The following is a 20,435-nucleotide window of genomic DNA, read 5'->3' as shown; positions in this document are numbered from 1 at the left end:
GGCCAAGCCCGCCGCCGCCACCGCCACCGCCAAGCCCGCCGCGGCGAAGGCCACCACCCCCGCCGCCAAGCCGGCCGCCAAGACCACCACCCCGGCCAAGACCACGACCACCCCCGCGCAGCCCGCGGCCCAGGTCGAGACCAAGGCCGCCAGTCCGTTCGCCGGGGCCACCCTGTCCCAGCTCGAGCCGACCGGCACCGTGGGTTCGCAGTCCCACATCTCGCTGAGCTCCTCGCAGTGGTCCAACGCCACCCAGATCGTGCAGGCCACTGAGAACATGCACCTGTCGCCCTACGCGGCCACCATCGCCGTGGCGACCTCCATGCAGGAGTCGAAGCTGCAGAACCTGAACGTCGCGGTCGACCACGACTCGCTGGGCCTGTTCCAGCAGCGTCCGTCCTGTGGCTGGGGCTCCCCGTCGCAGCTCGAGGACCCGAACTACGCCGCCACCGCGTTCCTGAAGAACCTGCCTTCGAGCTACCAGAACATGTCGCTGCACACCGCGGCGCAGGACGTGCAGGGCTCCTTCGACGGCTACCTGTACGCGCAGTGGGAGGACCAGGCCGCGCACATCGTGTCCACCATCGTCAACAGCTGATAGAACCCGCGCACAGCGCGCAGACCCCGAACCCCTCTCGGACCCGGCGAAAGCCGGGCACCGGGAGGGGTTCTCGGTGTGCGCGGGCACTCTTTCGCCGGAAGACGTCTGAGCCGATGATGACGTCATGGCCGACTGGCGCGCGAAGTACGGATCCTGCCGACGCCGGGCACTCGGGGTGGGACTGCTGATCGTGCTGGCTTCCGGGTGCACCTCGTCGACGCCGCGTCCCGTCACCTCGTCCGGCCCGGCGACCGCACCGCTGTCAGCCTCCTGTTCCACGCAGGTGGCGGCAAGCAGCCCACTGACATCCATACGGCCGGTGACGGCGCAAGTGCCCGGGAGCCCGACCGCGCTGACCGCGACCGCGGACGGGCGATGGGCATTCGCGTCCGTCTCGCACCAGAACGGCGGCGAGATCGCGGTCATGGCCGTCGGCGCCGGCGCGCTGCGCCTGGTCCGCACGATCGCCCTGCCCGGTTCGATGCACGACGCGTTCGGGATGACGCTGACGCACGACGGACGTTTCCTTCTGGCGGCCGGATACACGGCGACCGCGGTGATGAACGTCGCAGCACTCGAGGACGGGCGCGGCGATCCGGTGGCCGGGGTGCTCTCGGACGGCGGGGCCGGGCAGTTCGAGGTCGAGGTCTCGAAGGACGACCGGTACGCGTACGTCAGCGATGAGACGACCGGCGGCGTGAGCGTATTCGATCTGTCCACGGCGCTGCGACACGGGTTCGCCTCACCCGGTGTCGCGCTGGGCATCGTGCCGCTGGCGAGCGGCGCCGTCGGGATGGCTCTCTCACCGGACGGAACACTGCTGTACGCCACGACCCTCGGCGACTACGGCCCGCACGGACAGCTGTGGGTCGTCAACACCGCCGAGGCCGAAAAAGCGGCAGGGAGCAGCGCCGTCGTGTCGCATGCGAACGCGGGATGCCAGCCCGTCCGCGTGGCAGTCTCTCCGGACGGCGGCACGGTGTGGGTGACGGCGCTGCAGTCCAACGCGCTGCTCGCCTTCTCCACGACGGACCTCGAGCGCGATCCGAACCTCGCGCTGAGGGCAGTGGTCCGGGTCGGCTCCGAACCGGTCGGATTGGCCTTGGCCGATGACGGGCGGGTCGCGCTGGTCGGCGATTCCGACCGCGGTCTGGTGGCCGAAACCGGCAGCTCGGCGCCGCAGACGGTGTCAGTCATCGACACCGCGGCGGCCCTCGCGCATCGACCGGCGTCGCTCGGCACGGTAGCGGTCGGCGTCTTCCCCCGGGACATCGGGATCGACCCCGCGAACGGCGAGGTCCTCCTCGCCGACTACGGTTCCGGCACCGTCGAAGCCTTCCCCGCGCCCAGCGCCCTGACACTCGGATGACGCCGGCGGCACCCCGCTCAGCGCCGCGCGGTGCGTACCAGCAGGTACACGAAGTACGGGGTGCCGATGACGGCGGTGACCAGGCCGGCGCCGATCTCCTGGGGCACGATCACGGTCCGGCCGACCAGGTCGGCCGTGGTGACCAGGACGCCGCCGAGCAGCATGGCGACGGGGACGACGCGCGCGTGACGACGGCCTACCAGGCTGCGGGCCGTGTGCGGGGCGACCAGGCCGACGAAGCCGATCGTGCCGGCCGCGGCCACGGCGGTGGCGGTGAGCAGGACCGAGGCGGCGAGGAATCCGAGGCGGGCGTGGCCGAGGCGCAGCCCGAACAGGCGGGCCTGGTCCTCGTGCAGGGCGATCAGGTCGAGTTCGCGGCGGTGCGCGACGGCGAGAATGGTGACGACCGCGAGGGTGATGCCCACCGGCAGCGCGTCCGGGAAGGCCCTGCCGTAGGTGGACCCCGACAGCCATGTCAGGGCCTTGGTGGCATTGAACGGGTCGGCGAGCACGAGGATCAGGCCGATCAGCGCGGTGCTCGCCGCGGAGACGCCGGTGCCGACCAGGACGAGCCGGTTGCTGCGGAACCCGCCCTGGGCGCAGAGTCCGAAGACGAGCGCGGCGGCGACGCCCGAGCCGATCAGGGCCGCGCCGGCCAGGCTCCAGGTCGTGGCCATCGACACGGACGTGGTCAACACCACCGCGCCGACCGCGCCGCCGCCGGAAACGCCGAGGATTCCGGGTTCCGCGAGCGGGTTGCTCGTGACGGCCTGGACCAGGGTGCCGGACAGCGCGAGAGCCGTACCGGCCAGGAACGCGGCGAGCACCCTGGGCGCCCGGGTGTCGAGCATGAAGGAGATGCTGCGCGGCGCCGTGCCCGCGATCCAGTGCGTGACGTCGCCCAACAGCAGCGGGGTGTCACCCAGCAGCAGCGCCGCGATCAGGACACCGACGAGCAGGCAGGCGAGCACCGCGACCGTGGCGAGGAACGTCATCCGGCCGGGTATCCGCAGCCGCTCCGCCTCGGCCGTCTCGCCGGCTTCGCGCGCCCGAACGGCGATGACGATGAGGAAGACCGCGCCGACCAGGCTGGTGACGGTGCCGGTGGGTACGGCCACGCCCAGGTCGGCGCCGACCGCCGCGCGCAGCAGCACGTCGGAGCCGAGCACGAGTGCGGCCCCGACGAGGCCGGACATCGGCACCCGGTTGCGGGACCGGGCGAAGGCGCGCAGCCGGGTGGACAGCGGGCGTACCAGGGCCGGGGCGCACAGGCCGACGTAGCCGATCGGCCCGGCGAGGGACACGGCCGCCGCGGCGAGCAGCGAGGTGAGTATGACCACGACGATGCGCGTACCGCGTACCGGGACGCCCAGGCCGCGTGCCGCGTCGTCGCCGAGGGCGAGCGCGTCGACCCGACGGGCGATGAGGCACAGACCCACCAGACCGGCCAGCACGACCGGCGCCATCTGCCGGACGTCGGCGAACCCGTTCTGCGCGATGCCGCCCTGGCCCCACTGGTAGAGGCCCTCGGTGCGGTTGGGGAACAGCAGGATCAACGCGTCGGTGACGGACCCGAACCCCATGGCCAGCGCACTGCCGGCCAGGACCAGGCGCACGGTCCCGGAGCCGAGCCCGGAGAGCGCGAGCACGAGGGCTGACGCGGCCAGGCCGCCCGCGAAGGCCGCCGCGGATCCGGCGAGGAAGGGCACTGCGACGCCGGTGACGGTGACCAGGCCCAGCGCCAGGTAGGCGCCGGCGTTCACGGCGAGGGTGTCCGGGGAGGCCAGCACGTTGCGGCTGATGGCCTGCAGCGCGGAGCCCGACATGCCGAGGGCGGCGCCGACCAGGATCCCGGCGGCCATGCGCGGCAGCCGGGAGGCGAGCACCACCGAGGTGTCGGTGGTGGTGCCCTGGCCGGTCAGCGCCTTCCACACGTCGGCCGCGCCGACGTGCGCGGTGCCCTGGACGATGTCGGCGAGCGCGAAGGCGGCGAGCGCCAGCAGGATGACCGCGACCAGCCACGCGGCGCCCCTGCGGTCGGGCGGCGCGGCCGGCGGCCCGGTCGGGGACGGGGCGGGGCAGCGGTCGGGCGCGGCGGTCGTGGTCGTGGTCGTGGTCGCGGTCATCGGGGCGGGCTACTTCGTCAGCGCATTGACGAGGGCGTCGATGTAGGCGTCCATCGAGCCGGGGCCGCCGAAGGGCCAGATGCCGTCGGGCAGGCGGGTGACCTTGCCGTCCTTGACGAACGGCAGGTTCTTCCACACCGCGTTGCCGGCCAGTTCCACGGTGAACGGGTCCTCGCCGCTGTTCTCGTAGACGAGCGGGACGTCGCCCAGCTTGGTGAGCCCCTCGACGTCGGTGGAGCCGAGCCCGTAGCTCTTGTCGCCGGTCACGTCCCAGGCGTCGACGAGGCCGAGCTCCTTGTCCACGGCCCCGAACAGCGACGTGGAGGTGTACGGCCGGACGGTCACCTGGTTGGAGACGGTGTAGCTGTCGGCGACGGCGACCTTGGTCCCGGCCAGCCCGGCTGCGGCGAGCGCCTTCTTGCCGGTCGCGAGCGTCGTCTCAAAGGTCTTCTCCACCGTCGCCGCCTGGGCGGTGCGCCCGGTGGCCTGGGCGATGAGGTCGAGGTCCGTGGTCATCTGACCGATCTGGTCGGCGCCGTTGGCCGGGTTGACCACCAGCGTCGGGGCGATGGCCCGCAGCTGCTTGATGACCGAGGCGGTCAAATCGGTCGTCGCGATGATCAGGTCGGGGCTGAGCGAGGCCACCGTGTCCATGCTCGGCTCACCGCGCAGGCCGATGTCGGTCACGTCGCCGGTGAGCGGGACGTCGGTGTCGTAGACCTTGTAGTCCGCCACATCGGCCGCGCCGACCTGCTGGACCCCGAGGGATATCAGATCCTCCGTGACGACCCATTCGGTGGAGACCACACGTGTGGCGGGATGCTCGAGCACCACCTTGGTGCCGGTGGCGTCGGTGAGGGTGACCGGTCCGGCCGAGGAGGACGCCGACGCGGCGGTGTCCGCGGCCACGTCCGTGGAGCCGCAGGCGGACAGGGCGAGCAGGGATGCGGCCGCGGCCGCTGCGGACAGGATCAGGCGGTTCATGGAACGGTGGAGCCCTTCTGGGTGTGATCGATGGGTCGTCCGGCAGGTCATGGGGTGGAGATGAAAGAGCGCTGATGCCGGTCGGCTCCGGGCCGTGTGTACGGAGTGGCGCCGCGTCAGCCTTCGCCGCGTCAGCCTTCGCCGCGCGTGTGGTGCCGGCCGATGGCGCGCGTGCGCGGGCGGCCGGTGGCGGGGTCGGCATCCACCTCGACGCGGATGCCGTAGGCGGCCGTGAGCCGCTCCGCGGTGAGCACCTCGCCGGGCGCGCCGTCCGCCACCACGCGTCCGTCGTGCAGCAGCACGATCCGGTCGGCGAGGGCGGCGGCCTGGTCCAGGTCGTGCAGCACCACCCCGACGGCGATGCCGTGCTCGTCCGCGAGGTCGCGCACCAGGTCGAGCAGCTCGACCTGGTAGCGCAGATCGAGGTAGGTGGTGGGCTCGTCCAGCAGCAGGACGCCGGTCTCCTGGGCGAGGCACCCGGCCAGCCAGACGCGCTGAAGTTGGCCGCCGGAGAGCTGATCCACGCCGCGCCCGGCCAGCGACGTGACGCCGGTCAGCCCCATCGCCCGCTCGATCGCGGCGCGCGCGCCCGGGTCCGGCCGCCCCCACCGGCCCTGATACGGAAAGCGCCCGAACTCGACGACGTCGCGGACCGTCAGCCCCGAGGGCGTCGGCCGACTCTGCGTCAGAAGCGCGACGTGTCGGGCGAACTGGCGCGGCCCGAGCGCGAACCCGTCCTGCGCACCGACGCCCGCGCCGTCGCCGTCACTATCGCTGTCGCCGTCGCCGTCGCCCGAACGGACACCGTCTCCTGCCCCGGCTCCGGCTCCGGCTCCGGCTCCGGCTCCGATCGCACCGAACTCGCTGCTCGCCCCCAGCTCCAAGGTCCCGGCGCGAGCGCGCTGGAGTCGGGCGAGCGTGCGCAGCAGGGTGGACTTGCCGCTTCCGTTCGGTCCGACCAGCGCGGTCACCTGCCCCGGGGCCAGCGCGATGCAGGCCCCGTGCAGGACATCCGTGCGGTCGTACGCCACGGTCACGCCGTCGGCGGTCAGGGATCGACCGCGTCCAGGCATGGGTCGCCCCGCGGAAGCCGTGTCAGTTGCTTTCACGCGACTTAGGTTAGCCTAACCTAAGCTGCATGCGGCAAGAGGGTGGATCGTGCTTCGCGCCGCCCGGACAGACGCAGGGCACAGGCGAGCGCGGCCGAGCCGCTCAGGACGGCGGTGGCGGCGAACCCGTAACGGCAGTCGGTGTGGTCGGTCAGTTCGGCCACCACCAGCATCGCCGCGATGGTGGCGGCCAACCCGGCCCCGTTCGCGGTGCCGAAGACCCGGCCGGTGTGGGCCGGATCCACCGTGGACATCAGCAGATTCCGCGCGGCGATCCGGGCGAGTCCGAACACGAAGGCGCCGGTCGTCACCATGACGAACAGTCCGGGAACGCCGAAGTCGGGTTCGATCACGAAGATCACATCGCAGAGCAGGAATCCGAACGCCGCCAGCGCGAAATCGCCCATGCGCGGCCCCAGCACCCGGTAGCAGAAGCCGGCGGCGAGGAAGCCCAGGCTGCCGACCGCGTCGACGGCCCCGTAGATCCCGGCGCCGCGGTGGAACTCGCCGAGCACCAGCTTCGGCAGCAGGGCATTGAAGATGGTGACGACGACGCTGCTCTGCGCGAACAGCAGGATCAGCCAGAACAGACGCGGCGGCCGGCCCGAACCGGATGAGCGGGTCCTCGACGGATCGGATCGGTCGGCTGAGGCGGGCCGGGTGGCAGGGCGCCGTCCGACCAGGGCGACACACCCGGCTGAGAAGACGAACGTGCCCGCGTTCACCAGCAGCAGCGGCACCGCACCGAAGGACTGCACGCACAGGCCGCCGACAGTGGCCGACAGCAGCATTCCGCCCTGCATGGCCATCTCGTAGTTCGCGTTGAAGTGCCGTAGCCGCGTGGGCGCCACCCGCTCCTTGATCAGCGCGGCGCTGGCCGGGTAGAACAGGGCACTGACGGCCGCGAGGGCGAGATTCGCCGCGTACACGCCGACGGCCGGGGCCCCGCCGCAGTGCAGCCAGATCGGCAGGGCCAGCGCGACCAGCGCACTGATCGAGTCGCTGCCGATCCACAGCCGTCGCCGGTCGAAGCGGTCCGCCCAGCGGCCGAACACGGGTGAGAGCAGCACCTGCGGCGCCGCGACCGCGATGAAGAGCCAGCCGACCGACAGCATGGTCCGGTCGGCCCGCAACACGAGCAAGGCCCCTGCGATGAGCTGCACGTTGTTGCCGAGTGAGGTGACGAAGGCGGCGAACGGGAGCACCCGCTCCACACGGACGTTAGGCATACGAGAAGGAGAACACCGGTATCCTGACAACCTGTGTCAGTGGATCCCGGCAGACTTGCCGCCATGCGCGCGAGCCGACTGCTGTCCCTGGTACTGCTCCTGCAAAACCGCGGCCGGATGACGGCGAGCGAACTGGCCGAGTCGCTCGAGGTCTCGGTACGCACGATCTACCGCGACGTCGAATCCCTGTCCGCCGCCGGCGTCCCGGTCTACGGCGAGCCCGGTCACGCCGGTGGATACGCCCTGGTCGAGGGCTACCGGACCCGCCTCACCGGCCTACACGGCGACGAGATCGACGCCCTCTCCCTCGCCGGCCTGCCCGGTCCCGCGGCCGAACTCGGACTCGGCTCCGTCCTCACCGTCGCCCAACTCAAGCTGGACGCGGCGCTCCCCGCACCCCTGCGCGAACGCTCGGGCCGCATCAGAGAACGATTCCACCTCGACGCCCCCGCCTGGTACCGCGACGCCGACCCCGTCCCACACCTCACCGCCGCCGCAGACGCCGTCTGGAACGAGCGCCGCCTCCGAGTCCGCTACCGCCGCTGGGCCGAGCCGCGCGAAGTGGACCGCACCCTCGATCCCCTGGGCATCGTGCTCAAGGCAGGAATCTGGTACCTGGTGGCAGCAAGCACCGGCCCCCGCGCCTCCGGCTCGATCCGCACCTACCGCATATCCCAGATCCTGCACCTAGCTGAGGACCCTGACCAAGCCGCTTTCCGCAGACCAACCGCCTTCGACCTCGCAGAGTACTGGCAGTCCTCCCTCGCCGAGTTCGATCAGAACAGGTTCCAGGGCACCGCAACCGTCCGCCTCTCCCCCGAAGCCGTCCGCCGAATGGCCGACCTGTACACCTCAGCCGTATTGCGCTCAGTCGAGCAAACCGCATCAGCCCCCGACCACGAAGGCTGGATCCGCGCCGAAATACCGGTGGAGAGCACCATCCACGCCCTCGGCGAGGTCTTCAAACTCGGCTGGGGCGTCGAGGTACTCGACCCACCCGACCTGCGCGCGAAGATAGCCGAGTACGCCGCCGACCTCGCCCGCCTGCACCGCTGACAATCCTCGCGGCTCACGAGCAATTCCCAGAGTTGCCACACCTGCGAGCTAGGACAAGGCAAGATCCTGGGCGAACTCAGCCTCTCGCCGCTCAAGCCACTCGACGTACCAGCTTCGGAAGGTATGCCTATCGCCGCGAGCATCAAAATACGGCTCGAACGGCGGATTGAGATCGCAATCCCGATCGCGAACCTCACCACGATGGGGCCCGACCACGATCAGCCAACCGGTCATCCCGCACCCGTTGTCGCTGATGTAGACCGCCCCCCGGCTGCGCTGCCGGTACCACAGCTCCTCGCCGTCCACCTCGCCGAAAGCGCTCTGGTAGTCGTCGAGATAGTCGGTTTCGTCATCCCGGACCGTGGGCTCGCGACCTGCCGCCCGGAGGGCCGCGACCTGCGCATCGACCCAGTCCCGGGACTCGATGAACGGCCCACTCGTATCGGGCGTGAACGGGTGACGCTCATCGTCCTCTGAGAACCAACCCCACTTGCCTTCGATCTTACGCAGTGTGGTCAGCAGGATCTTCGGCCCTTGCCCGCCGGCTCCGACCTGGGAGAGGAACGACCGATACTCCTCGGGCAGCGCGACACCAAACTGGGCCTCCGCCTCGGCGATCTCGTCAGCACTCAAGACCGGCGAGAGGACCGGCACCTGAGACGGCGGCCACCTACGTGCCCGAGCTTCGGCCAGAGCCACCGCGACGACCCGATCCCGTACCCCAGACCAGTCTGTGGGCTCGTCCACAGCTCCCCTTCATTCTGTCGGACGTACGTATGCCTCCGACGGCGGCTCCATCGAGCGCTCCCGGTTCACACTGGCAAGGTCCGCTTGAGCCGGTCGATGACCCGCAGCACTTCACCGCGATGCTTGGCGAGCTTCATCCAGCGCGGAAGGACCTCGACCATCGTGTACGCACTCGGTGCCGCTGTGCGCTCGCACACGGCGGCACCGACGTATCCCTCCAGCACGGCGAGATGCTCGGCGTTGAGCGCCCACAGCGTCCGACCGCAGCAGGGGGCCTTCAACCACAGCGGCTGCTTGGCGATCGGGTCGAACGCGTCGCCGAACCACTGGCCGCGCACCGCCTGCTGTCGCGTATAACCGCAGCCCGTGCAGACCAACTTCGCATCGCCGACGTACAACCGCCCGTCGACGATCGGGCGGATCACCGTCGCGCAACCCGCACAGCTCGGGCATCGCACCAGGACACGGCCGCCGTACTGCCACAACCTGCCTCCGGGGTCTCTGAACCGCTCGGATCGCACCTGCCCAGAATCCATGGCTTGAACAATGCCAGCACATCGGCTCCGGTGCCGCTGAATAACGGTCCACGTCGCTGGCGCAAGCGGGGCCCGAGCCCGCGATCGATCGCTGGATGCTTGACGAGTTGTCGACATGAGATCCAGCCCCGCGACCGAGCAGCCAGAAACTCCCGCGCGCCCCGAAGCCGAGTCGCGATCCACGCCTGGGTGGCAATGCAAATGAGGCGAAGGCGCAAAGGTCCGAGATCCGCTGCCTCCGCGCGTAGCGCAGCCACGAGACTGATGCCGTCATGCGGCACCCACCCCTTGCGGGCTCAAGCCGAGCGCGTGCCGCACCTGAGGCCGCCGGAAGAGCGCCGCCGTCGGTGGGCTCAGCGGCGGGAACTCGGCCTCGACGGCCGGGTACCAGCGCGCGGCCAGGCTTTCTCCGTCGAGTTCGCAGGGCTCTGCGGGCGCCGCCTCCCCCGAGTAAACGATGGTGACGTTGTGCACTTCGTCGCCGTTCGGATAGACGTAGTGCTGGTCCGGCCCCGATGCCACGTCGACCAGGCACAGGTCCGAGACGGACAGGCCGGTCTCCTCGCGCAGCTCGCGTCGGATGGCGTCCTCCACGGACTCGCCCGGGTCCACCATCCCCCCGGGTGTGCACCACAGCAGGTTGTCGCTGCGTTGGAGGAACAGCACCTCGCCGTCGCGCTGGAGAATCAACACCGTGCCGACGAGCACGAGCGGACGGTGCCCCACTGCCTGGCGCAGCTCAGAGATGTATGACATGCCTCAGGACCTTCTCGATCGGGTCGCCCGGCCGCGGCCGGGCTGCAAGCGCAGCTCCGTGTCCAGGCACTGTCATCACCGCTCCGCGGGCTCGGCCGCTCGATCCGCGAGCAGCGCCAGGATCTCGTCGTACCAGTCGAGATGGCCGCCGTTCTCGCCATCCGGCCCCTCCAGCAGGGCCCACGCCCGGTCCGCCAGTCCCGCGTCGCGCTGCGCCAGGCCGCGCAGGAACTGGAAGATGCGGTCCGGCAGGTCGATCCTCGGGCCGGGATCGACGCCCTCGCCAACGTCAGCGTAGATCAGCCCCTGCGATTCCGGAACCAGACTCCCTTCCTACCCCACCCGCCACACGCGGCTCACACTGATCTACCCATGTATCTCGAGTGATGGTTGGCACTCGATCAGCGACAGCTTGTTGGGGCCGCCGGTGAAGTCGGGCCGACGCGTCAGCATGACCGAACGCAGGGCCCGCCACTCATCTTTGTGGCGGGCGCGGGGGCGTGGCGACGCGCTGCAGGTCGTCGGTTGCGGCGGTGCGCAGTTGCAGGGTGTCGAGGACGGCTGCGATGCTCACGCACTGCACCGTCTGGCCGTTCCAGTCCACCTCGAGGCCCGAGCAGTCCGCATAGTCGACGCGGTAGGCGGCGAACGGTGCGCCGTCGATGAGGATGCTCGCGGGCGTACGCGTGAGCGCTTCGAACTCGGCCTTGTCGCGGCGGAAGGCGTCCACGCGCTCGGCGCGCCAGGCTGCGTGTTCGGCGGGGGATGCTCCGCGGGGTGGGCCGCCGCGGGAGCCGGAGCGGTGGCCGTAGATGCCGAAGGCGTTCTCGAGCGTGTCGATGGTCAGGGGCGGGTGCAGGGTGCCGGGTTCCGGCAGGGGCTGCGGAACTGCTTTCGTGCGTATGAGCAGCTTGGGTCCCGCGGGCGCGACGTAGGTGACGTGGACGGCGAATGGCAGGCCGTCGACGTTCTCGCCGCCGCTCAGCTCGACGGAGTCGGCCGGCGGATCGCAGGCCACGGCGATCGGGCCGGGGAATTCGGTGAGGTTGCGCAGCATGAGCTCGTGGGGAGACGGCCTGGAGCCGTCGTCCCACCTACCGCCGACGTACATGTGTGCCCGCCCTTCTTCGCCATCACGTCACGGCCGGTCGAACTGGCGTCACTTCTGGCATATCACTGATACGTGGCGTATGGCGGGTACGCCGTCTACGCGAAGTCGGCTGCTGGGCCACTGACGTGACTCAGGCCCGGACCGCCCAGCCCGTGTTCGGGGCTGGCGCATCCGGGCCTGAGGCCGGGTTCTGCGAATCTACTGCGCGTACACGCCCAGCTCGGCGAGCTGCGCGCCGTTCTGCACGCTGTTGGCGGTGAAGTTCAGCTCCACGTACCGGTCCGACGTGCCTGCGGGCAGGCTGATCGAGACCGAGTCGCCGGTGGAGGGGTTCCACGTGTACGTCGCGGAGCCCACCAGGGTCGTCCAGGTGCTGTCATCCGTGCTGCCGAGGATGGAGAGCGTCTGGGTACGGGTGCCCCAGCCGGCCGGCAGTTCGAGCACCAGGTGGCCGAGGGTCTGGGTCGAGCCGAGGTCCACGGTGAGGGTGGTCGGCCAGGCGCCGTCGGTGCCCTCCCAGTACGTGGCGGTGTTGCCGTCGACGGCGTTGGAGGCCGCGTAGTAGCTCGACCAGGTGCTGCTCGCGGTGACCGTCTTGTTGAGCGCCAGGTTCGGGTTCGCCTGGCCCATCACCTGGAATTCGGAGACCTGGGCGCCGTTCTGCACGTCGTTCGCGGTGAAGTCGAGTTCGACGTACCGGTCCGAGGTGCCGCTGGGAAGCGTGATGGTGACGGTGTCCCCGGTCGACGGGTTGAAGGTGTAGGTCGCCGAGCCGACCAGCGTGGCCCAGGTGCTGTCGTCGTTGCTGCCCAGGACGGAGAGCGTCTGGGTACGGGTGCCCCAGGTCGAGGGCAGGTCGAGGACGACCGAGCTGATCGAGTCGGCGGTGCCGAGGTCGACGGCGAGGGTCGCCGGCCAGGTGCCGTCCGTGCTCTCCCAGTAGCTACTGGTGTTCCCGTCGTTCGCGTTGGTCGCCGGGAACCCGGAGGTGCTGGCGCTCGCGGTGATGGGCTGGTCCAGCGCCACGTTGACCGGCTGGCTGGCGCCTCCCGTACCGGTGCCGGACAGCGCCACCGTCAGCGTGGCGTTGGTGGCGTTGCTCGCCACGGTCACGCTGCCGCTGGTCGCGCCGTTCACGGTCGGCGAGAAGGTCGCGCTGACCGTGCAGCTGGCGCCCGCGGCGAGCGAGCCGCCGCAGGTGTTCGTCTCGGCGAAGGCGCCGCCGGCCGTGATGGAGGAGATCGTCGCGGCCGCGCTGCCGGTGTTCTGGATGGTCGTGGACTGGGCCGCGCTGGTCGATCCCACCGCCTCGTTGCCGAAGGACAGCGAACTCGGCGAGGCGGTGAGCGAGGCGCTGCTGCCAGACGAGCCGGAACCGGGGAAGATCTCGAACTCGGCCAGCTGCGCCGAGGTCCAGCCGGAGTTGGCGGTGAAGGACAGTTGCAGGTACCGGTCGTTCGTGCCGGACGGCAGGTTGAAGCTGACCGTGTTGGCGGTGGACGGATCGAACGTGTACGAGGCCGAGGGCACCAGCGTGGTGAAGCTGCTGCCGTTGGTCGAGCCGAGCACGGAGAGCGTCTGGCTGCGCGTCGTCCACGAGGTGGCCGGCGGGAGTTCCAGGGTGACCGAACCGAGTGACGTCGAGGAGCCGAGGTCGGCGGTCAGGGTCTGCGGATAGGTACCGCCGTCGGTCCCCTCCCAGTAGGTGCTCGTGTTGCCGTCGTTCGTGTTCGAGGCCGGGTATCCGGACTCGACGCTGTTCGAGGACATCGTCGCGCCCAGCGCCAGGTTGGTGGTGGAGGTGACGCCGGTGCCGGAGAGCGTGGCACCGATGGGCGACGCGGTGGCGCTGTTGGCGATCGCCAGTTCGCCGGTCTGCGCGCCGCCGGCGGTGGGGGCGAACTTCACCGAGGCCGTGCAGCTCGCGCCGGCGGCCAGGCTCGTGCCGCAGGTGTTGGTCTCGGTGAACGCTCCGCTGGTGGAGATCGAGGTGATCCCCAGGGCGGAGGTGCCGGGGTTGGCCAGCGTGACGGTCTGGGCCGCGCTGGTGGAACCGGTGGCCTCGAACCCGAAGGAGAGGTTGCTCGGCGTCACGGTCGGCGGGGTGACCGAGTTGTTCGTGCCGGTGCTGCCGACCAGCTGCACCGTGTCCGCTCCCGACTGGCTGCTCGGGACCGTGAGCGTGCCGGTGGTGATGCCGGTGGCCGGGGCGGTGAAGGAGACGTCGATCATGCACCAGGACGAGGTGTCCGAACCGCTCGCGGCGTCCAGGCTGCTGCCGCACGGGTAGGTCGGGTCCTTCGAGATGGCGAATCCGCTGGTGACGGTGGGGGTTCCGAGGGTCGTGGCGCCACTGGACCGGTTGACCACGGCGATCTGCTGGACGGCCGAGGCCTGCCCGACCGTGGCGTTCTGGTACGTGGTGGTGCCGGGGTAGAGCCACAGCGGGACCGAGGAGGGCATCGAGCACGCCGTGCTGGAGAATCCGGAGTTGCCGCTGCCCTGGGTCAGGGTGAAGCCCGAACCGCAGGTGAGGATCCCGGCGTCGCCGACCCCGGTGGCGGTGGTGCCCGAGACGGTGGCCGAGCCCGGTGCCTGGTCCTGGAACACGAAGGTGCCGACGTTCGTCACGGTGTTGTTCGTGATGCTCACGCCGGTGACGGTGTTGCCGCTGTTCGGCACGTCGAGGCCGCCGGCGCCGGTGGGCTTGGCCGAGTTCTCGAACTGGAACGCCTCATAGGGGCTGTCCAGGATCGTGTTGCCGGTGATGTCGATCGTGGAGGCGATATCGCCCTCCTCGGGAAGGAACCAGATGGCGCCCTCGCCGTACTCCAGCCAGGGGTCGAACTGGCCGGTGCGCAGCAGTTCGTTGCCTGAGATGGTCAGCGTCCCGGAGAACGCGATCGAGCCGTAGTTCTGCGACAGCTCGATGCCGCCGCCGTACTGGACCGTGTCCTGCAGCAGGTTGTTCGTGACCTCGTCGCCCGAGCCGCCGCCGTAGATGCCGATGTTGTTGGCCAGGCTGGGCGAGTCGACGGTGTTCTGGGTGACGGTGTCGCCGGTGTCGCCGTAGCTCTGCGAGAACAGCGCGATGCCGTCGTCACCGGTGTTGCGCACGAAACTGTTCTCCACGGTCGTGTTCGTGACCGTCCCGTCCGAGCCGTCCAGGTTGATGCCGTCCGCGGTGGTGTCCTGGATGCGCACGGAGTTGATCGTCAGCCCGGTGGTGGGGCCGTCCACCCAGATGCCGACCTTCTCGTTCTGGATCCACACGTCCGAGATGCTCGAGGAACTGAATCCGCCGTTGAACCCGGTGTAGTCGGAGGTGCCGTTGTCCCGCGTGCTCACCTCGCCGAACAGCGAGAGGTTCGAGACGTCGACGTTCGTGCTCGCCGGGTTCTGGTTCCCGCTGAACTCGACGTCGGAGCCGGTCAGCTTGGTGTACCACTCGCCGGCGCCCTCGACCGTGACGTTGTTCACGGCAAGCGGCTGGCTGAGGGTGTACGTGCCCTGAGGAATGTAGACGCCCTCGTTCGCGGCCGAGGCGGCGTTGATCGCGTTCTGGATCGCGGTGGTCGAGTCGTTGACGCCGGTGTCGTCGGCGTCGTACGGCGCGGCGGTCACGTTGATGTAGCCGGACGGCTGCGCGATCGGGGCGGCGACGGTCTCGAAGTCCGCCGTGTTGATCGCGTACCAGGGCGCGTTGTCGCCGGAGTCGACCTGCAGCTTGACCACGGTGCCGATCGGCAGCGTAGAGGAGAACTGATAGCGCACGTCGTTGTAGAAGTCGTGCGGGACCTCGGTGCCGGAGGAGCCGCCGGCCGGCTGCCCCACGCTCGGGGTCTGCGACCAGATGATCGACCCCGACCCGTAGGGGCCGTAGAAGTCGGAGTAGTCCGAAGTGAGCGAGAGCGCGGTGGTGAGCGTGCCGTTGACGTAGAGGTCGAGCGGCTGGGTCTCGCCGCCGCCGGCCGGGGCGTCGGGTATCGCGTAGTGGAAGTCCACCGCGTTGGCGGCGGCGGTCAGGGTGAACGAGACGTACTGGCCGGAGCCGATCAGCTGCACGGCCTGGCGGCCGGTGGCCTCCGACTGCAGCGAGCCGTACTCGTAGTCCACCGGCAGCACGGTGCCGTTGGTGGTGCCGTTGGTGGCGGCGAGATATTCGGTGAACGGCACTGCCGCGCCCGGGGTGGTCGCCGCCTGGGCGCCGGTGGCGGTGAATGCGGTGAGTCCGCAGGCGGCGAGGGCCGCCGCGGAGAGGGTGCCGAGCGTACGCAGGATTCTGCGTCCGCCCGTACTCGATCCGAACACGGGTTGACTTCCCTTCGTAGGGCCGCCGGGCGGCGGGGTCCGCCTCGGCGTCGATCTCCATTGATCGCCCCCCGCTAGAGCCCGCCTCCGACTCAGGGTGCTGAGTCTGAGGCGGGCCCACGGTGTGTGCTGGATCAGCCGAAGATCTCGAACTCCGAGATCTGGGCCGCGTCCCAACCGGTGTTGCCGGTGACGGAAATCTGCAGGTACCGGTCCTGGGTGCCGGCCGGAAGCGGAATCGTCACGGTGTTCTGCAGGCTCGGGTCGAACGTGTAGTCCGCGGACGGCACGAGCGTGCTGTAGGTGGTGCCGTCAGTGGATCCGAGCACCTCGATGGTCTGCACCCGGGTGCCCCAGTTCGAGGGCAGGGTCAGCACGACCGAGCCCTCCGGCTGCACGGCGCCGAGGTCGGCGGTGAGGGTCTGCGGCCACGCGTCCCCGTCCTGGCTCTCCCAGTACGAGCCGTTGTTGCCGTCGTTGGCGTTCGACGCGGGGAAGTACTGCAGCGCGCTGCTCGAGGACAGCGTCGCGGTGAGCGCCAGGTCGGCCGGCGGGGCCACGCCTCCGTCGCCGCCGATCGGGTCGGTGTCCCCGAACAGCGCCACCGTCTTCGTGCCCTGGCTGCTGGCGATGGTCAGCGAGCCCTGAGTCACTCCGTCGGCCGACGGGGTGAAGGAGACGTCGACCATGCACCACGCGGCGGTGTCGGTGACGGCGGCCGCGTCGAGGCTGGTCCCGCACGGGTGCTGCGGGTCCGGCGCGACGCTGAATCCGGCGCTCGGAGTAATCGCGCCGAGCGTGGTGGCCACGCTCGCCGTGTTCACGATCGCGACCCGCTGCACCGGCGAAGCCTGGCCCACGGCCGCGGCCTCGAAGGTCGTGGTGCCCGGGTAGGCCCACAGTGGGCTGGCCGCCGGCATGCCGCAGGTGCTCGAGTCGAAGCCGAGGTCGCCGGGTCCACGGGTGAGCGTGAATCCCGCGCCGCAGCTGAACACGCCCGCGTCGCCGACGCCGTCGGCCGCCGTCGCGGCCACGTACGCCGAGCCGGGTGCCTGGTCCTGGAAGACGAAGGTGCCGACGCCGTGCACGAGGTTGCCGACGATGTTGACGTTCGAGACGCTGTAGCCCGTGGTGGGCGCGGTGGTCACGGCGGCGCCGGAGTAGGTGTTCGAGTTCTGGAACTGGAACGCCGCGTACGGGCTGTCGAGGATCGCGTTGCCCACCACGTTGACCGTGGAGTCCATGTCGCCCTGGCTTGGGTAGAACAGGACGGAGCCGGCTCCGTAGTCGTTGCCCGGGTCGAACTGGCCGGTGCGCACCAGCTCGTTGCCCAGGACGTTCAAGGTGCCGGACATCGGGACCGAGTCGAAGCGCTGCTCGATGCCGATGCCGGCGCCGAACTGGACCGTGTCCTGCAGCAGGTTCCCGGCCACCACGTCGCCGGCGCCCGCCCCGTAGACGCCGATGTTGTTGGCGAGCCCGGGGGTGTCGACGGTGTTGTGCACCACGAGGTCGTCCGTGTCGCCGTAGTTCTGCGACCACAGCGCGATCCCGTCGTCACCGGTGTTGCGCAGGAAGTTGTTCGAGACGGTGGTGTCGGTGACCGGACCGCCGTAGGCGTCGAGGTTGACGCCGTCGGCCGTGGTGTCCTGGATGCGCAGGCCGGTGAGCGTGAGATCCGTGCTCGGCCCGGTGATCCAGACGCCGACCTTCTCGTTCTGGATCCACACGTTCGAGATCCTCGAGTGGCTGAACCCGCCGTTGAACGCGGTGACCTCGGTGTCGCTGTCCTCGCGCTGGTCGACGTTGCCGAACATGGACAGGTTGGAGACGTCCACGTTCGTGCTCGCCGGATTCTGCTGCCCGTTGAACTCGACGTTGCTGCCGGTCAGCACGGTGTACCACTCGCCGGCGCCGAGCACCTTGACGTTGTTCACGTTCAGCGGCGCGCTGATCGTGTACGTACCCTGCGGCAGGTACACCCCCTCGCCGGCCGCGGAGGCGGCGTCGATCGCGTTCTGCAGCGCGGCCGTGACGTCGGTGGCCCCGGTGTCGTCGACGTTGTACGGAGCCTGGGTCACATCGACGTATCCGCTGGCCGGCTCGGCGATCGGCGCGCCGACGGTCTCGAAGTCGGCCGTGTTCACGACGTACCAGGGTGCGTCGTCACCGGCGTCCACCCGGAGGGTCACCACGGTGCCCGCCGGGAGCGTCGAGGCGAAGTGGTAGCGCACGTCGTTGTAGTAGTCGTGCGGGACCTCGCCGTCCGGCTGGGCGACGAACGGCGTGTTCGTGTACGGATACGTCCCGTACAGCCAGGAGAACTCCGAGGTCAGCGACAGCGAGGTGGCCACCTTGCCGTCGACGAGCAGGTCGAGCGGCGCGTTGATGCCGCCGCCCTCGAGCGAGTCGGGTAGGGCGTAGTGGAAGTCCACCGCGTTCGCGGCCTTGGCCAGGGTGAAGGACACGTGCTTGCCCTGGCCGACCAGCTGCACCGCCTGGCGGCCGGTGGCCTCGGCCTGGAGCGAGCCGTACTGGTAGTCCGGGGCCAGCACGGCGCCGTTCGTGTGTGCGTTCGGGCTGGTCGCCGCGTTGTACTCGGTGAACGCCGGGCTCGCCCCGGCCAGCGCCGAGGGATAGGCCGCCGCGCTCGCGACCGCCGAGGTGACCGCCGACGGAGCCGGAGCGCTCGCCGCGGCGGCCGAGCCGGCCGTCAGCGGGATCACCAGCAGCGGGGCACCGAGCCCCGCCAGATAGGCCAGTGTTCGTTGATGTGGTGCCAGAGTTCTGATCATCGTTGATCCTCCGGTCTAGGAAAGGCGCAACCAGGCGGCGGCGTCCGGCGGCAGCAGGCCGGCGTCGGTGAGGGGTGAGCTGGTGAGCAGCACCGCGTCGTGCTCCGGCAGTGCGACGGGCTCGGCGGAGAGGTTGACCACGCAGGCCGCGTCGGTACCGCGCCGGAACGAGAGGATCTCGGGCGCCGAGTCCATCCAGCGCAGCGACTCGCGCTCGCTGCCGAACCCGGGCACGGACCTGCGCAGGCGCAGGGCGCTGCGATACAGCTCGAGCATCGAGTCCGGGTCGCCGGACTGGTACTCGACGGTGTGCTCGCGCCAGGCCGCGGGCTGCGTCGGCAGCCAGGGCTCGGCCTCGGCGTCCGGCTGGGTGCTGAAGCCGAACGGCGCGGACTGACCGGACCACGGCAGCGGAACCCGGCAGCCGTCACGGCCCGGGTTCACCCCCGCGGTACGCCGCCACATCGGGTCGTCGCGCAGGGCGTCCGGAATGTCCTCGACCTCCCAGAGCCCGAGCTCCTCGCCCTGGTAGAGGTACGCGCCGCCGGGCAGGGCCAGGTAGAGCAGCGCCGCCGCGCGGGCCCGGCGGGTGCCGAGCTCCAGATCCAGCGGGCGGCCGTGGCCGCGGTCGTCGAAGTCGAAGGTGGTCTCGGCCCGGCCGTAGCGGGTGACGTGCCGGGTGACGTCGTGGTTCGAGAGCACCCAGGTGGCCGGGGCGCCCACCGGCCGGTGGAAGGCCACGGTCTGGTCGATCACCTGCCGCAGCGCGGCCGGGTCCCAGGCGCACTGCAGGAACGGGAAGTTGAACGCGGCGTGCATCTCCTGCGGCCGCAGGTACTTGGCGAAGCGCTGCGGGTCCGCGATCCACACCTCGCCGAACAGCGCGCGCGGCTCGTCGTAGGAGTCGGCGACCGCGCGCCACTCCTGGTAGATCTCGTGGATGCCGTCCCGGTCGTTGTACGGGTGCTCCTCCTCGGGCCCGGCCGCCGGGTCGAGGTCGGGCAGCAGCGGGTCCTTGACCAGGACCGCCGCCGAGTCGATCCGGAAGCCGTCCACGCCCCGGTCGAACCAGAACCGCAGAGTGGACAGGAAGTCCTCGCGCACGGCGGGGTTCTCCCAGTTGAAGTCCGGCTGCTCGGCCGCGAACAGGTGCAGGTACCACTGGCCCGGGGTGCCGTCCGGCTCGGTCACCCGGGTCCAGGCCGGGCCGCCGAAGTAGGACTGCCAGTTGTTCGGCGGCTCGTCCCCGTTCGGGCCGCGGCCCGGCCGGAACCAGAACCACGAGCGCTGCGGCGAGCGCGGCGCGGCGGCCAGCGCCTCCTGGAACTTCGGGTGCCGGTCGGAGCAGTGGTTGGGCACGACATCGAGCAGGATCCTTATGCCGAGCGCGTGCGCGTCCGCGATCAGGGCGTCCATCTCGGCGACGGTGCCGAAGGAGGGCTCGATGTCGCGGTAGTCGGCGATGTCGTAGCCGGCGTCCGCCATCGGGGAGGGGAAGCACGGGTTGAGCCAGAGGGCGTTGACGCCGAGGTCGGCCAGGTAGCCCAGCTTCTCGCGGATGCCGCGCAGGTCGCCGATGCCGTCGCCGTTGCCGTCGGCGAAGCTGCGCACGTAGACCTGGTAGGTGACCGCGTCGCGCCACCACGGGTCGGTGAGCAGCCCGCCGGGGGCCGCGGACGCGCCGAGCGGGGCGGCGGTGGGGGAA

14 protein-coding genes are annotated in these 20,435 nt (G+C 70.4%); 3 read left to right on the top strand and 11 right to left on the bottom strand.

What is annotated here, in order from left to right:
- Positions 1-598, top strand: a 598-nt coding sequence (locus KDL01_RS26165; RefSeq protein WP_368861653.1) for a hypothetical protein, incomplete at its 5' end; no start/stop codon positions are given.
- 322 nt (positions 599-920) lie between these two features.
- On the top strand, positions 921-1,970 hold the full coding sequence (locus KDL01_RS26160) for a YncE family protein (protein WP_212531265.1): 1,050 nt from the start codon (positions 921-923) through the stop codon (positions 1,968-1,970).
- 17 nt (positions 1,971-1,987) lie between these two features.
- On the opposite strand, the gene KDL01_RS26155 is transcribed toward KDL01_RS26160, so the two are convergent.
- The 4 genes from KDL01_RS26155 to KDL01_RS26140 all read right to left on the bottom strand — a co-directional run bounded on the left by KDL01_RS26155 (position 1,988) and on the right by KDL01_RS26140 (position 7,418).
- Complete coding sequence (locus KDL01_RS26155; protein WP_212531264.1) at positions 1,988-4,096, bottom strand: iron ABC transporter permease; 2,109 nt, start codon at positions 4,094-4,096, stop codon at positions 1,988-1,990.
- A gap of 9 nt (positions 4,097-4,105) precedes the next feature.
- On the bottom strand, positions 4,106-5,080 hold the full coding sequence (locus KDL01_RS26150; protein WP_212531263.1) for an ABC transporter substrate-binding protein: 975 nt from the start codon (positions 5,078-5,080) through the stop codon (positions 4,106-4,108).
- Between the two features lie 131 nt (positions 5,081-5,211).
- Complete coding sequence (locus tag KDL01_RS26145) at positions 5,212-6,153, bottom strand: ABC transporter ATP-binding protein (RefSeq protein WP_212531262.1); 942 nt, start codon at positions 6,151-6,153, stop codon at positions 5,212-5,214.
- A 56-nt stretch (positions 6,154-6,209) separates the two neighbouring features.
- Complete coding sequence (locus tag KDL01_RS26140) at positions 6,210-7,418, bottom strand: MFS transporter (protein ID WP_212531261.1); 1,209 nt, start codon at positions 7,416-7,418, stop codon at positions 6,210-6,212.
- 63 nt (positions 7,419-7,481) lie between these two features.
- Here KDL01_RS26140 and KDL01_RS26135 point away from each other — a divergent pair, with 63 nt between their 5' ends.
- Positions 7,482-8,474, top strand: coding sequence for a helix-turn-helix transcriptional regulator (locus KDL01_RS26135; protein WP_212531260.1), 993 nt, complete (start codon positions 7,482-7,484; stop codon positions 8,472-8,474).
- Positions 8,475-8,522: 48 nt separating this feature from the next.
- Here the strand turns inward: KDL01_RS26135 and KDL01_RS26130 are convergent, their stop codons facing one another.
- The 7 genes from KDL01_RS26130 to KDL01_RS26100 form a co-directional block, all read right to left on the bottom strand.
- Positions 8,523-9,221 (bottom strand): SMI1/KNR4 family protein, encoded by a 699-nt coding sequence (locus tag KDL01_RS26130; RefSeq protein WP_212531259.1) that lies wholly within the window; start codon positions 9,219-9,221, stop codon positions 8,523-8,525.
- Between the two features lie 65 nt (positions 9,222-9,286).
- Complete coding sequence (locus KDL01_RS26125; protein WP_212531258.1) at positions 9,287-9,646, bottom strand: hypothetical protein; 360 nt, start codon at positions 9,644-9,646, stop codon at positions 9,287-9,289.
- Between the two features lie 381 nt (positions 9,647-10,027).
- Positions 10,028-10,513, bottom strand: a complete 486-nt coding sequence (locus tag KDL01_RS26120) for an NUDIX hydrolase (protein WP_212531257.1) — start codon at positions 10,511-10,513, stop codon at positions 10,028-10,030.
- 475 nt (positions 10,514-10,988) lie between these two features.
- A complete protein-coding gene (locus KDL01_RS26115) occupies positions 10,989-11,570 on the bottom strand; it encodes a hypothetical protein (RefSeq protein ID WP_212531256.1) in 582 nt (193 codons plus the stop codon).
- Positions 11,571-11,822: 252 nt separating this feature from the next.
- Positions 11,823-15,935, bottom strand: coding sequence for a discoidin domain-containing protein (locus tag KDL01_RS45460; protein WP_212531255.1), 4,113 nt, complete (start codon positions 15,933-15,935; stop codon positions 11,823-11,825).
- 134 nt (positions 15,936-16,069) lie between these two features.
- Entirely contained in the window at positions 16,070-18,730 is a 2,661-nt protein-coding gene (locus KDL01_RS26105; RefSeq protein ID WP_212531254.1) for a discoidin domain-containing protein, read from the bottom strand.
- Positions 18,731-18,745: 15 nt separating this feature from the next.
- On the bottom strand, positions 18,746-20,389 hold the full coding sequence (locus KDL01_RS26100; RefSeq protein ID WP_212531266.1) for a glycoside hydrolase family 13 protein: 1,644 nt from the start codon (positions 20,387-20,389) through the stop codon (positions 18,746-18,748).
- Positions 20,390-20,435: the final 46 nt, after the last annotated feature.

It is taken from the genome of Actinospica durhamensis, from assembly GCF_018139695.1.
Classification (GTDB): Bacteria; Actinomycetota; Actinomycetes; order Streptomycetales; family Catenulisporaceae; genus Actinospica; species Actinospica durhamensis.
This window is presented reverse-complemented; position numbering and strand designations above follow the sequence as displayed.

What these genes read in the sequence shown, in the direction of transcription:
- KDL01_RS26155 (WP_212531264.1), bottom strand. Translation starts at nt 4,096, where the DNA reads ATGACCGCGACCACGACCACGACCACGACCGCCGCGCCCGACCGCTGC.
- KDL01_RS26150 (WP_212531263.1), bottom strand. Translation starts at nt 5,080, where the DNA reads ATGAACCGCCTGATCCTGTCCGCAGCGGCCGCGGCCGCATCCCTGCTC.
- KDL01_RS26145 (WP_212531262.1), bottom strand. Translation starts at nt 6,153, where the DNA reads ATGCCTGGACGCGGTCGATCCCTGACCGCCGACGGCGTGACCGTGGCG.
- KDL01_RS26140 (WP_212531261.1), bottom strand. Translation starts at nt 7,418, where the DNA reads ATGCCTAACGTCCGTGTGGAGCGGGTGCTCCCGTTCGCCGCCTTCGTC.
- KDL01_RS26135 (WP_212531260.1), top strand. Translation starts at nt 7,482, where the DNA reads ATGCGCGCGAGCCGACTGCTGTCCCTGGTACTGCTCCTGCAAAACCGC.
- KDL01_RS26120 (WP_212531257.1), bottom strand. Translation starts at nt 10,513, where the DNA reads ATGTCATACATCTCTGAGCTGCGCCAGGCAGTGGGGCACCGTCCGCTC.
- KDL01_RS26115 (WP_212531256.1), bottom strand. Translation starts at nt 11,570, where the DNA reads ATGCTGCGCAACCTCACCGAATTCCCCGGCCCGATCGCCGTGGCCTGC.
- KDL01_RS26105 (WP_212531254.1), bottom strand. Translation starts at nt 18,730, where the DNA reads ATGATCAGAACTCTGGCACCACATCAACGAACACTGGCCTATCTGGCG.